The sequence below is a fragment of the Thermus antranikianii DSM 12462 genome (assembly GCF_000423905.1).
GTDB lineage: Bacteria > Deinococcota > Deinococci > Deinococcales > Thermaceae > Thermus > Thermus antranikianii.
The window spans coordinates 38,500-50,479 of record NZ_AUIW01000009.1; the positions used below are offsets into that span (position 1 = coordinate 38,500).

13 protein-coding genes are annotated in these 11,980 nt (G+C 64.1%); 10 read left to right on the forward strand and 3 right to left on the reverse strand.

The window, feature by feature from the left end:
- Positions 1 to 12: 12 nt before the first annotated feature.
- A complete protein-coding gene (locus G584_RS0107265) occupies positions 13 to 1,488 on the reverse strand; it encodes a COG1470 family protein (RefSeq protein WP_157626392.1) in 1,476 nt (491 codons plus the stop codon).
- A 127-nt stretch (positions 1,489 to 1,615) separates the two neighbouring features.
- Between G584_RS0107265 and G584_RS0107270 the strand changes: the two genes are divergently transcribed.
- Both G584_RS0107270 and G584_RS0107275 read left to right on the forward strand, forming a co-directional pair.
- Positions 1,616 to 2,341 carry a DEAD/DEAH box helicase family protein gene (locus G584_RS0107270; RefSeq protein ID WP_028494032.1) on the forward strand — a complete coding sequence of 242 codons (726 nt, stop codon included), beginning with the start codon at positions 1,616 to 1,618 and terminating at the stop codon, positions 2,339 to 2,341.
- Positions 2,342 to 2,350: 9 nt separating this feature from the next.
- Positions 2,351 to 3,430: an enolase C-terminal domain-like protein gene (locus G584_RS0107275; protein WP_028494033.1), complete on the forward strand. Its 1,080-nt coding sequence runs from the start codon at positions 2,351 to 2,353 to the stop codon at positions 3,428 to 3,430.
- On the opposite strand, the gene G584_RS0107280 is transcribed toward G584_RS0107275, so the two are convergent.
- Both G584_RS0107280 and G584_RS0107285 read right to left on the reverse strand, forming a co-directional pair.
- Positions 3,422 to 4,048: an HAD family hydrolase gene (locus G584_RS0107280; protein ID WP_028494034.1), complete on the reverse strand. Its 627-nt coding sequence runs from the start codon at positions 4,046 to 4,048 to the stop codon at positions 3,422 to 3,424. The genes G584_RS0107275 and G584_RS0107280 overlap by 9 nt on opposite strands.
- The gene (locus tag G584_RS0107285; RefSeq protein WP_038050900.1) at positions 4,041 to 5,090 is read right to left on the reverse strand and encodes an MFS transporter; all 1,050 of its coding nucleotides are present in this window, start codon (positions 5,088 to 5,090) and stop codon (positions 4,041 to 4,043) included. The genes G584_RS0107280 and G584_RS0107285 overlap by 8 nt, the downstream gene beginning before the upstream one ends.
- A gap of 38 nt (positions 5,091 to 5,128) precedes the next feature.
- On the opposite strand from G584_RS0107285, the gene G584_RS0107290 reads away from it, so the two are divergent.
- From G584_RS0107290 to mreB, 8 genes are read left to right on the forward strand one after another with little or no spacing between them, the layout of a single operon-like run.
- Complete coding sequence (locus G584_RS0107290) at positions 5,129 to 5,908, forward strand: YgfZ/GcvT domain-containing protein (RefSeq protein ID WP_028494036.1); 780 nt, start codon at positions 5,129 to 5,131, stop codon at positions 5,906 to 5,908.
- Positions 5,881 to 7,065, forward strand: a complete 1,185-nt coding sequence (locus tag G584_RS0107295; protein ID WP_028494037.1) for a CinA family nicotinamide mononucleotide deamidase-related protein — start codon at positions 5,881 to 5,883, stop codon at positions 7,063 to 7,065. The genes G584_RS0107290 and G584_RS0107295 overlap by 28 nt, the downstream gene beginning before the upstream one ends.
- Complete coding sequence (thpR, locus tag G584_RS0107300) at positions 7,062 to 7,655, forward strand: RNA 2',3'-cyclic phosphodiesterase (RefSeq protein ID WP_028494038.1); 594 nt, start codon at positions 7,062 to 7,064, stop codon at positions 7,653 to 7,655. The genes G584_RS0107295 and thpR overlap by 4 nt, the downstream gene beginning before the upstream one ends.
- Positions 7,606 to 8,628, forward strand: a complete 1,023-nt coding sequence (gene recA / locus G584_RS0107305) for a recombinase RecA (protein ID WP_028494039.1) — start codon at positions 7,606 to 7,608, stop codon at positions 8,626 to 8,628. Before thpR ends, recA begins: the two co-directional genes overlap by 50 nt.
- A gap of 6 nt (positions 8,629 to 8,634) precedes the next feature.
- Positions 8,635 to 10,356: a ribonuclease Y gene (gene rny / locus G584_RS0107310; protein WP_028494040.1), complete on the forward strand. Its 1,722-nt coding sequence runs from the start codon at positions 8,635 to 8,637 to the stop codon at positions 10,354 to 10,356.
- 1 nt (position 10,357) lies between these two features.
- Positions 10,358 to 10,576, forward strand: a complete 219-nt coding sequence (locus tag G584_RS0107315; protein WP_028494041.1) for a DUF433 domain-containing protein — start codon at positions 10,358 to 10,360, stop codon at positions 10,574 to 10,576.
- A gap of 8 nt (positions 10,577 to 10,584) precedes the next feature.
- Complete coding sequence (locus tag G584_RS0107320) at positions 10,585 to 10,935, forward strand: DUF5615 family PIN-like protein (protein ID WP_276324493.1); 351 nt, start codon at positions 10,585 to 10,587, stop codon at positions 10,933 to 10,935.
- Positions 10,936 to 10,947: 12 nt separating this feature from the next.
- Positions 10,948 to 11,979 carry a rod shape-determining protein gene (gene mreB, locus G584_RS0107325; RefSeq protein WP_028494043.1) on the forward strand — a complete coding sequence of 344 codons (1,032 nt, stop codon included), beginning with the start codon at positions 10,948 to 10,950 and terminating at the stop codon, positions 11,977 to 11,979.
- Position 11,980: the final 1 nt, after the last annotated feature.

Here is an 11,980-nt window from a genome sequence, read left to right on the forward strand (position 1 = left end):
GGCAGTAAAGGCTTATGGCTGATTGCACGGCTGGGCACCCATGTCCTGGATGAGGAAGTCCTCGAGGCTCATGGTTTGACCAGCAGCGAAGTGCAGGGTGAGGTTCTCCCCAGGGACGCAGTTGTTGTTTTCGTCATCTAGGATCCCCTCAAAGGTGACCACCTTGCTGTCTACCCGCAGGAGCCCGTTTTGGATGTGGATGCGCGTGGGGTTTTCCTCCACCTGCGTGACCTGGAATTCAAGGTGGAGGGATTGGGTAGAGGTGCTGAGGTCTATGGAAACATCCCCAGAGGAGGCATTGAAGTTTTCCAGCAGGCTACCGCAGGTGCCCGGCGTGGCAGAGCCGTTCACCCCCACCTGGCCTTGGGTGTGGAGGGCGCTATCGTTTCCCTGTACCAGCAGGCTGAGATTCCACGCAAGTTCCAAGCGAGAAGGGCTGGTGGTGAGGTTAAGGTTAGCCAAGTCCACCAGGCGCTGGTTGGTGGTGGGATGATCAAGGAAGCCTTTCAGGTTAAGGCTTTGGGGCTCCAAAAGGTACTTGCCGCTTAGGCAGGTACTGGGCCGCCAGCTGGCGGTAAAGGTAGCTTCTCCTTCATTGGATCCATTCTCGCCGAAGTCCACAGCGAAGAAGGCCTTGGTAGGCATTTCTTGGGTGTTCTGCGTATCCCAGGGCTGATGCGTTTCCACGGTGTGGGAGGGAGTTCCCCTGGTGGATGCATCCCAATCTGCCAAAGCCTTGTTCCAGGGATCGGTGGCCTGCTGCTTGAAGCGCAGCTCCAAATCGTTAGAGAAATCCACCTGATTGCAGTTGCCCCCTATGCACTCAATCTTTCCCCGGGGTAAGGAAGAGGTGGCCAGGGGATAAAGCCCCTGAGGTTTCACAGAGAAGATGCTTTCTAAGCGAAGCTCGGCTAGGCTTCCCAGGGTATCGGAAAGGCCTGTCTGCCCTAAGGCAAGGTTCTGCCCGGAAAGTTGCTGTGGGAAAAGGCTTTTGATGGCGTTTTCAAGTTCCCGAATAACTTGTTGGATCTCTCCGGCTAAGGTTTGCAACGCTCCGCTGGTTTCCCCAGGTGAGGCTTGAAGGGATGCTTCGACGGTTACGTTCAGGTTCGCCGTCTTGGTGAGGCTCCCCGCGGTGGCCTTCACCCGGAGGTTGTAGGTGCCGGTGGCCACGCTGGAGGCCACCTGGAGGGTTAGGATCTGGGTCACCGGGTTCGTACCCGTCACGTTCAGGCTGGTGGGGCTCAGGGTGATGCCCTGAGGGGCGGGGGAACCATCCTGCCGCTCCAGGGTCAGGGTCACCTGCCCCGTGAACCCGTTCTGGGGCGACAGGGTGAGCTGCGTGGTCCCGCTACCCCCTTGTTGCACCGTGAGGCTCGTGGGGTTCAGGGAAAGGGTGAAGTCGGGGACGGGGGGCAACTGCTGGGGGCACGCTGTCAAAGCCAAGGACAGGAAACCCAGGACAAGTGAGCGAAACACTCGTTTCATTTGCTTTACCTCCCTTTGGTTAGGTTCGGCATGGTTAGGTTAATGTGTGCAGGATAACTCTTTTCTCCATACATTCATTGTACGGCAAACATTGTACGGCAAACTTGGATTAGCTTACAATCCCCCTATGCTAGTGTCTCCTCCAGTAGCCTTTTCCCTCGAGCCCCGTCCCAACTTAGTTCCCGTAAAGGACCACCCCCTCCTCATCCTGGTGGGCCTCACCGGGGTGGGGAAGAGCACTTTGGTGGAGGCCTTGGGCTTTTCCCGGCTTCCTGACCGCAGGGAGCTGGTGGACCTCTATGTCCTTCCCCGCTACGGGGTCAACCTCCCCATTCCCCGGGAGGAGCGCTTTCGCCTGACTCGGCGCTTCCGGGAGGAGTTCCCGGGAGGGGTGGCGGAGGTCCTGGCCCGGGGGTTTGTGGAGCCCCGCTTCCCCCTTCTCTTTGATGGGCTTAGGGGGGAGGCGGAGGTGGCCTATGCGTTGGAGCATCTGCCCAAGGCGCTTTTCGTGGTCCTTCACGCCCGGGAAGCCACGCGGCTCAAAAGGCTACTTTCCCGCCAGGATGCCTTTGACCGGGTGGAGCTTCGCCCGGAGGAGAAGGCGGAGCTAAGGGCGTTGGCGGAAGGGGTTTTGTCCCCAGAGGAGCTGGAGGAGGCCCTGGCCCTGGCCCCTTGGGAAGAGGTCTTGGCCAAGCTCAAAATCGTGGCCGAGGAGAAGAGAAACTACGATCCCTTGGGCCCCTTGCGCCTCCTTGAGGACCACCCCCGGGCCCTCATCCTGGACACGGAGAGGCTTTCCCTCGAGGAGGAGGTGGAGGCGGTTAGGGGCTTCCTCAGGCGGCTTGGCCTCTAAAATGGCCTCATGGCAACCATCCGCGACCTCAGGCTGGTTCCTTTCCGCATCCCCTTAAGGGCGCCTTTGCGCTGGGGTAAGGCCTCGGAGATGGCGGCCCTGGAGCATGCCCTTTTGCAGGTGGAGCTCAGCGATGGCTCCCTGGGCCAGGCGGAGGTGGCCATCCGCCCCACCATCTACGGGGAAACCCTGGGAAGCGTGCGGGCGGGGCTGGAGTATCTGAAGCCCCGGCTTTTGGGCCTCGAGGCGGACGACCAGGAGGCTATCCGGGCTGTCCTGGAGTCTTTTCCCTGCAACCTGGGCCTTAAGGGAGCTTTGGACCTCGCCCTTTGGGAGGCTTGGGCGAGAAGCGAGGGGGAGGAGCTTTACCAGGTATTGAAGCCCGCCAAGCACCGGGTGCGGGTTTCCTATATTCTGGGCATGGCCTCGGAGGAGGAGCTGCTTTTAGATGCCCGCATGGCCTACGAGGCGGGGGTGCGGGTCTTCAAGGTGAAGGTGGGCCGGGACCTGGAGGAGGATGGCCGGAAGATCGGTCGCCTTAAGGAAGCCTTCCCCGACGCCGAGCTTTACGCCGACGCCAACGAAACCCTTTCCCCCAAGGAGGCCGAGCGCTACCTCCTTGCCTGGAAGGAAATGGGCCTTCTCTACGTGGAAGAGCCCCTGCCCGTTGAGGAGGTGGAGGCCAGGAGGAAGCTAAGGGAGAAGAAAATCCTTCCCCTCATCGCCGACGACTCGGCCATGACCCCCAAGGACCTCCGCCGGGAGCTTCTTCTGGACACCTTTGACATCCTGAACCTGAAGCCCGCCCGCACCGGGGTGACCTGGACCCTGGAGATGCTGGCCTTAGCCCGGGAAAAGGGCAAAAGGGCCATGGTGGGAAGCCAGGCGCAGAGCTCCTTTGGCGCCTACCAGTCGGCGCTTCTCGCCTTCCAACAGGGGGTTACCGAACCCAACGAGCTGGCCTTCCACCTCAAGGCGGAAGGGGGGTTCCTGGACTTCCCCACCTTCCGCCAGGGGTGGCTTTACTGGGAGGACCTGGTGGAGGCGCGGTTTGACGAGGGGGCCTTTCGGCGGTATGCCCTAGAGTAGCTCCATGGCCTTCCTGAAGTCCTGGAGGACCCCCCAGGCTCCCGCCTCGAGGAGGGCTTCCTCCTTGTGCCCCGTGAGCAGGGCGTAGGTGGGTATCCCCGCCCCCACGGCGCTCCTCACCCCGGAGGGCGAGTCCTCAAAGGCCAGGGCTTCCCGGGGGGTGAGGCCCAGGTGCCTTAGGGCCACCCGGTAGGGCAAGGGGTCGGGCTTGCCCCGGCCCACCTCCTCCGCCAGGACCAGAAGGGGCGGGTTCAAACCCAGGGCCTTCAACACATGGCGGGCGTTCTCCCGGGGAGCGTTGGTGACCACCCCCCAGGTGAGGCCCCTGGCCCGGGCCTTTTCCAGAAGCTCCTTAAGGCCGGGCATGGGCTTGAGGTTCAGGGCCAGTTCTCGGAAGCGGGCTTCCTTGGCCTCGATGAGCCTTCGGGCTTCCTCTCCCTCTAGCCCCAAAAGGTCCTTGACGATCTCGGGGTTAAGGCGGCCAGAGATGCGCTTTCGGTAGAAGTCCTCGTTCACCTCGAGGCCATAGGGCGCCAAGACCTCTCGCCAGGCCAGAAGGTGCAGGGGGTCGGTGTCGGCCAAGGTGCCGTCCAGGTCAAAGAGAAGGGCCTTAAGCATGGACGGCCCTCCGTTCCAAGCTGGAAACCATCAGGAAAAGGCCCAGGGCCAGGCCGAGAAGCCCATAGGGGATGCCAGGTGTGGGCAAAAGGGCAAAGAGGGCCGGGATCAAGGTGCTCCCCGTGGCGCCCGCATAAAGCAGACCCCCCAGGGCCCGGTGGCCGAAGCGGGCCTGCACCAGGGCAAAAAGGGTGGAAAAGAGGGGACCCAGGAGAAAGCCAGCCAAGGGAAAAAGGAGGGCGGTGGGGGGTAGGAGGTTGAGGAAAAGGAGGGCGAGGACTCCAAGAAGGAGGCTCCTCAGGGCAGCCAGGGGCTTTTGCGCCACCGGTTTGGCCAGGAAAAGGCGGCCCAGGGCCAGAAAGAGCCAGTACAAGGAGAGAAGCACCCCTCCCGTAGGGGTGGGGTGGCCGAGGTGTTCCAGCCAGACCCGGTTCCAGGTGGCCAGGGCTCCCTCCAGACCGGTGTAGATGGCCACGGCCAGGAGGAAGGGCCAAAGCCCCCGCCCCTGTTCCTTGGGCACCTGGGTTACCTGAGGGGCTCCCCAGAGGAGAAGGGCCCCTATCCAGGCCAGGAGGCCCGCCAGAAACAACACGGCGCCGTAGGGCAAAAGGGTGAGGGCGAAGGGGGCGAAGACCGCCCCTAGGCCGAAGGCCACGTTTACCCGGTTCAGGAGTTCCACCCGTTTCCTGGGGTAAAGCTCCCCCACCAGGCTGTTGCCGTGCACGTTCATCAACCCTTCCCCGAGCCCGAGGAGGAAGGCCAGGGCCACCACCAAGGGGAAGGAAGGGGCCAGGGCCACCCCCCATAGAGCCAAGCCCACAAGCCCCATGGCGGCGGGAAAAAGGGGGTGGCGTTTATTCCCTTGGGCCAGGCGCACCCCAAAAAGGAGGCCCAGGAGGAGGACGGTGAAGAACCAGGAAACCTCCTCTCCCACCCCGTAACGCCCCCGCCAAACGGGCAGGGCTGCCCCGGGCAGGGCCACGATCACCCCCACGAGAAAAAGCGCCAGGAAGGAGCCCCAGAAAAAGCGCACGTCCGTTATTCTTCTCCTACCTGACCCTTTGGTCAATAATGGAGGGGATGGAGGAGGCCCTGGAAAAGGCTTTGGCGGGCGAGGGGTACTTTGCCTTTCCTGGCCTTTTGCTGGTGCGGGGGCCCGACGCCCTTTCCTTCCTTCAAGGCCAGGCTACCCGGGACCTCAGAAGGCTTTCCGGGCCCGTGGGGGCCCTGTTCCTCAACCACCGGGGGCAGATAGAGGAGGCGGCCACGGTGTTCGTGCACGAGGAAGGCTTTCTTCTGGCTCCCTGGGGCACCTTGGAGGGCTTAAGGGCCCGGCTGAAGCGCTACATCGTCTTTGACCAGGTGGAGCTTCTGGAACTTCCCCTTTACCGGCGCCTCCATGCCGATGGGCGGGAGGAAGTGGCGGAAAGCGGGGAGGGGGCCCATCCCGCTGGGGTTTACCCCCTTTACACCCTGCTTAAGGGCCTTCCGCTCCTTTCCGATATTCGTGGGGAGCTTCCCCAGAGCGTGGGGCTTCTCCACCTGGTGGACTACGGCAAGGGGTGTTATGTGGGCCAGGAGATCATGGCCCGCCTCGAGGGGAAGGAGGTGCACCATCGCCTGGTGGGCCTAAGGGGGCTTTCCCCTGCCCAAGAAGCCCCCTTTGACCTCCTGCTGGAGGGGCGCAAGGTAGGGGAGGCCAAGCGGGTGATGGAAACGCCCTTCGGGGTTTTGGGCCTTGCCGTGGTGCGCAAGGAGGTGCCCCTAGGGGCGGTGGTGGAAGGGGGTGGGGGACGCTTTCGGGTGGAGCCCCTGCCCTTTGAGGAGGCGGCATGGAGCGGGCGGAGATCATCGGGGTAGGTACGGAGCTCATCTACGGGGAGACCCTGGACACCAACACGGCGGAGATCGCGAGGAGCCTCGAGGCCTACGCCCTCAAGGTGGAAAGGACCCTCAGGGTGGTGGACGAGCCCCTCCCCTTGGCCCGGGAGGTGGGCCAGGCCTGGGAGCGGGCGAGGCTTTTGGTGCTTTCCGGGGGCCTAGGCCCCACCCCCGACGACGTGACCCGGGAGGCGGTGGCCGAGGCCTTGGGGGAGCCCTTGGTGTTGGACGAGGAGATGCTTTCGGAAATTGAGGCTGTCTTCCGGGCCCGGGGTCGGAGCATGCCCGAGGCCAACCGCAAGCAAGCCTTGAGGATCCCTTCGGCCACCTGGCTTAAAAACCCCAGGGGCACCGCCCCCGGCTGGTGGGTGCGGAAGGAAGGAAAAGACCTGATCCTCCTGCCCGGGCCTCCTCCTGAGTGGCGGCCCATGTGGGAGGAGGTGTTGCCCAAGTTGAACCTCCCCCGCCGTCCCTACGCCAAGCGGGTCCTGAAGACCTGGGGCATCGGGGAGTCGGAGATCGTGGAAAGGCTCGGGGAGCTCTTCAAACGGGAGGCGGAGGTGGAGGTGGGCACCTATCCCAAGCTTCAGGGGGTGGAGGTGGTGATCCGGGGCCGGGAGGATCTGGTGGCCGACCTTACGGAAAGGATCAGGAAGCGGCTTTTTAAGGAGATCTGGGGCGAGGGGGACCTCACCCTGGCCGAGGCGGTGAAGCGCCGCCTGGAGCTGGAAGGGGCCACCCTCTCCACCATGGAGAGCCTCACTGGTGGGCTTCTGGGAGCGGAGATCACCCGGGTGCCGGGGGCAAGCCGCTTCTATTTGGGGGGCGTGGTATCCTATTCCGTAGGGGCCAAGGCCCGCTTCGGTGTGCCGGAGGGACTCCTCGCCAAGACGGTTTCCGCCGAAACGGCCAAGGCCATGGCGGAGGCCGCCCGGGTGCTTTTCGGTTCCACCTATGCCCTTTCCACCACGGGGGTGGCGGGGCCGGACCCCTTGGAGGGCGAGCCTGTGGGCACGGTCTTCGTGGCCCTGGCGGGGCCTAAGGGGACGGAGGTGCGCCGCTACCGCTTCCCAGGGGACCGCGAGGTGGTGCGGCTCCGAAGCGTTTATGCCGCCTTGGCCTTGCTCCTAACATGAGGCTCTTCTACGCGATCTTTCTTCCTGAAGAGGTGAAGCGGGTCTTGGTGGAGGCTCAGGAGCGGGTGGCCCGCTACAAGGGGTGGAAGGAGGTGGTGCCCCACCATCTCCACCTTACCCTTCTTTTCCTGGGGGAAAGGCCGGAGGAGGACCTGGAGGACCTTTTGGCCCTGGGCCACCGGATGGGTCGGCTCCATCCTCCCTTCACCGCTCGCATCCGCGGTACGGGTTACTTCCCCAACGAGGGCACCCCGAGGGTTTGGTTCGCTAAGGCGGAAGGGGAGGGATTCCTTCCTTTGGCCGAAGGGCTTCGGGAAGGGGTGCGGGAGATCCTGGGAGAGGAGGCGCTTTTGGCGGGCGGTAACAAGCCCTTCAAACCCCACATCACCCTGGCCCGGCGCAAGGCCCCTGCTCCCCGGGTACCCCCGGTGGTCTTCGGCGTGGAGTGGCCGGTGAAGGAGTTCGCCCTGGTACGCTCGGAGCTTAAGCCCAAGGGGCCCGTCTATACCATTTTGGGAAAGTTCCCTTTGCGAGGTGACCATGGACGAGAACAAGAGGAAAGCGCTAGAAAACGCTCTCAAGACCATTGAGAGGGAGTTCGGCAAGGGTGCGGTCATGCGCCTGGGGGAGATGCCTAAGCTCCAGGTGGATGTGATCCCCACGGGCTCCTTGGGCCTGGACCTGGCCTTGGGAATCGGGGGTATTCCCCGGGGAAGGGTGATCGAGATCTACGGCCCTGAGTCCGGGGGGAAGACCACTTTGGCCCTCACCATCATCGCCCAGGCCCAGAAGCAGGGGGGTGTGGCGGCCTTCGTGGACGCGGAGCACGCCCTGGACCCCCTTTACGCCCAGAAACTGGGGGTCAAGGTGGAGGACCTCCTGGTTTCCCAGCCCGACACCGGGGAGCAGGCCCTGGAGATCGTGGAGCTTCTGGCCCGCTCGGGGGCGGTGGATGTCATCGTGGTGGACTCGGTGGCCGCCTTGGTGCCCAAGGCGGAGATCGAGGGGGAAATGGGGGATCAGCACGTGGGTTTGCAGGCCAGGCTCATGAGCCAGGCCCTGCGCAAGCTCACCGCGGTCCTTTCCAAGAGCAACACCGCCGCCATCTTCATCAACCAGGTGCGGGAGAAGGTGGGGGTGATGTACGGCAACCCCGAGACCACCCCCGGCGGCCGGGCCCTTAAGTTCTACTCCAGCGTGCGCCTGGATGTGCGCAAAAGCGGCCAGCCCATCAAGGTGGGGAACGAGGCGGTGGGGATCAAGGTCAAGGTGAAGGTGGTGAAGAACAAGCTGGCCCCACCCTTCCGCGAAGCGGAGCTGGAGATCTACTTCGGCAGGGGCCTTGACCCGGTCATGGACCTGGTGAACGTGGCCGTGGCGGCCAACGTGATCGAGAAGGCGGGAAGCTGGTTCTCCTACGGGGAGATCCGCCTGGGCCAGGGGAAGGAGAAGGCGGCGGACTACCTCCGGGAGCGGCCTGAGCTTCTGGAGGAGATCCGGGCCAAGGTGCTGGAGAGAGCTCACGAGGTGGTGCTCGTAGGGAGCGAGGAAGGGGAGGAGTAGATGACCCTGACCCTTTTGGACCTGGGGCTTCTCCTCCTGGTCTTGCTCCTTTCGGGGGCTTTGCTCCTTAGGCGCAGAGGGGAGGACCGAACCGGGGAAGCCAAACGGCTCCTGGATGCGGCCAAGGGGGAGGCAAGGGAGGTCCTCGAGGCGGCTCGCAGGGAAGCGAGGGAGATCCTCGAGGCTGCCCGGGCCGAGGCCAGAGCCCTGCGCCAGGAGGCCGAGGAGCGGGCCAAGGCCTTGCGGCAGGAGGTGGAGGCGGAGCTTAAGCGCCGGTCGGAGGCCTTGGAGGCCGAGGCTAAAAAGCGCTTGCAAGAGGCGGAAGAGCGCCTAAGGAGCGAGCGGGAGGAGCTTAAGGCTGAGCGGGAGAGGCTTAAGGTCTTGCAGGAGGAGCTTAAGGCGGAGAGGGAGCGCCTTAAGGGGGAACGGGAGGAACTGCGGCGGGAGGCCGAAAGGCTTTCCAAGAGGGGCGAGGCCTTGGATGCCCGGGCTCTCAAGCTGGATGCCCTAGAGGAGGCCCTTTCCAAGCGGGAGGAGGCGCTTAAGGCCCAGGAGGCCCTTCTGCAGGAGAAGGAACGCGAGGTGGAACGGAGGCTTCACGAGGTGGCGGGCCTCTCCCCGGAGGAAGCCCGGCGCCTCATTTTGGAGAAGCTGGACCGCGAGCTGGAGGAGGAGAAGGCCCAGAGGGTGCGGGCGGCCTTGGAGAGGGCGCGCCTCGAGGCCCGCAAGGAAGCCCAGAAGATCCTGGCCCAGGCCATGCAGCGCCAGGCCTCGGAAACCGCCGCCCAGCTGGCGGTTTCCGTGGTGCCCATTCCCTCCGATGCCATGAAGGGCAGGATCATCGGACGGGAGGGGCGGAATATCCGCACCTTTGAGGCCTTGACGGGGGTGGACCTCATCATCGACGACACCCCGGAGGCGGTGCTCCTTTCCTCCTTCAACCCCATCCGCCGGGAAATCGCCCGCATGGCCCTGGAGGAACTCCTCAAGGATGGGCGTATCCATCCAAGCCGGATCGAGGAGGTGGTGGAGAAGGCCAAGCAGGAGATGAAAACCTTCATCTACGAACGGGGCGAGGAAGCTGCCCTCGAGGCTGGGGTGGTGGGGTTAAAGCCTGGCCTCATCCAGCTTCTCGGCCGGCTCCACTTCCGCTCCAGCTACGGGCAGAACGTCCTCAAGCACTCGGTGCAGGTGGCCCACCTCTCTGGGATCATGGCCGCGGAGCTGGGCCTGGATGCCGCCTTGGCCCGGCGGGCGGGGCTCCTTCACGACATCGGCAAGAGCGTGGACCGGGAGGTGGAGGGAAGCCATGTGGAGATCGGCATCGCCCTGGCCCGCCGCTTCGGGGAACCCGCGGAGGTCATAGACGGCATCGCCCACCACCACGACCCGGAGAACGCGGAGACCGTGTATGCGGTTTTGGTGGCGGCCGCCGACGCCCTTTCCGCCGCCCGGCCCGGGGCCAGGCGGGAGAGCCTGGAGGAGTACCTGCAGCGCCTCGAGGCCCTGGAGCGCATCGCCCTTTCCTTCCCCGGGGTGGAAACCGCCTTTGCCGTGCAGGCGGGGAGGGAGGTGAGGGTCATCGTCAAGCCCGACAAGATCACGGACGCCAAGGCAACCCTTCTGGCCCGGGAAATCGCTAACCGCATCGAGCGGGAGATGAACTATCCGGGCCAGGTGCAGGTGACCGTGGTGCGGGAGACCCGGGCGGTGGAGTACGCTAAGTGACATGGACTGGCGTGAGCGCATCACCGTGGACCCGGAGGTCATGGGGGGGCGGCCCTGCATCCGGGGTATGCGCTTTCCTGTGGCCACGCTCCTGCAACTCCTAAAGCACCAGACGCCCGAGGAAATACTTCAGGAGTTTCCTTACCTGGAACGGGAGGACCTGGAAGCCGCTTTGGATTTCGCCGCTTATCTCGCTGAGGGGCGAGAGGTGGTCCTTTGAAAGTGGTGGTGGATGTGTGCTTGAGCCCTAGGTGGGTTCCTTACCTAAGGAAGAAGGGTCTGGAGGCCTTTCACTGGAGTGAGCTGGGTGATTTACGAGCAAAGGATCAGGAGATCCTTGCCTACCGCAAAAGGAACGGGTATGTCCTCCTCACCCAGGACCTGGATTTTGCCGCCTTGCTTTTTTCGGGTGGCGAGGTTCCGGCAAGGGTGGTGCTCCTCCGGGTTTCGGACCTGCGGGTAGAGGTAGCCGGGCCCAGGGTTGCCGCGGTGCTGGCGGGTGTGGAGGAGTACTTGAAGAAGGGAGGAGTGGCGGTGGTAGAGGACCACAGGGTCCGCTACCGGGTTCTTCCTGAGTAGAATGGGGCGATTATGCTGAGGGGCGAGGACATCGGGATTGACCTGGGGACGGCAAGCGTTCTCATTTACGTGCGGGGGAAAGGGATCGTCTTGCGCGAACCCTCCGTGATCGCGGTGGTCCAGGGGAAGCGGGAAGTGAAGGCGGTGGGGGCCGAGGCCTACCGCATGCTGGGGCGCACCCCGGGAAACATCGTGGCGGTACGGCCCCTTAAGGATGGGGTTATCGCCGACTATGCCTTAACGGAGCGCATGCTCCTCCTCTTTCTGCAGAAGGTGCTCTCCCCCATGAGCCGCTTCTTCCGGCCGCGGGTCATGGTGGGGGTGCCCTCCGGGGTCACGGACGTGGAGCGGCGGGCGGTGGTGCAGGCGGTGTCCGCCATGGCCCACAAGGTCTACCTCATCGAGGAACCCCTGGCGGCGGCCATCGGGGCGGGGATCAACGTGGCCGAGCCCACGGGCAGCATGGTGGTGGACATCGGGGGAGGCTCCACGGACATCGCCGTCATCTCCCTGGGGGGCATCGTGCGCTCCGAGAGCCTTAGGATCGCTGGCAACGAGATGGATCAGGCCATCATCCGTTACGTGCGGCAAAAGTACAACCTCCTCATCGGGGAGCGCACCGCCGAGGAGCTCAAGATCCAGCTGGGGCGGGCTAAGATCCTTCCCGGGGAGGAGAAGGAGGTGGCCGAGGTGCGGGGCCGGGACCTCATCACCGGCCTTCCCCGCACGGCGGAGATCCCCGCCGAGGACGTGGCCGAGGCCTTGAAGGAGCCGTTGGACAAGATCTTCCAGGGGGTGAAGGCGGTTTTGGAAACCACGCCCCCCGAGCTGGCCTCGGATATTTACGAGAGGGGCATTCTTCTAACCGGCGGCGGGGCCCTTCTAAAGAACCTGGATGTGGCCTTGCAGGAGGCCACGGGGGTGCCCGTGGTGGTGGCGGAAAACCCCATTGAGGCGGTGGCCTTGGGCACGGGTAAGGCCTTGGAGATGCTCCACGTGCTGGAGGACACCATCCTGTCTTCGGACGATGTGCTGAAGAGGTGAG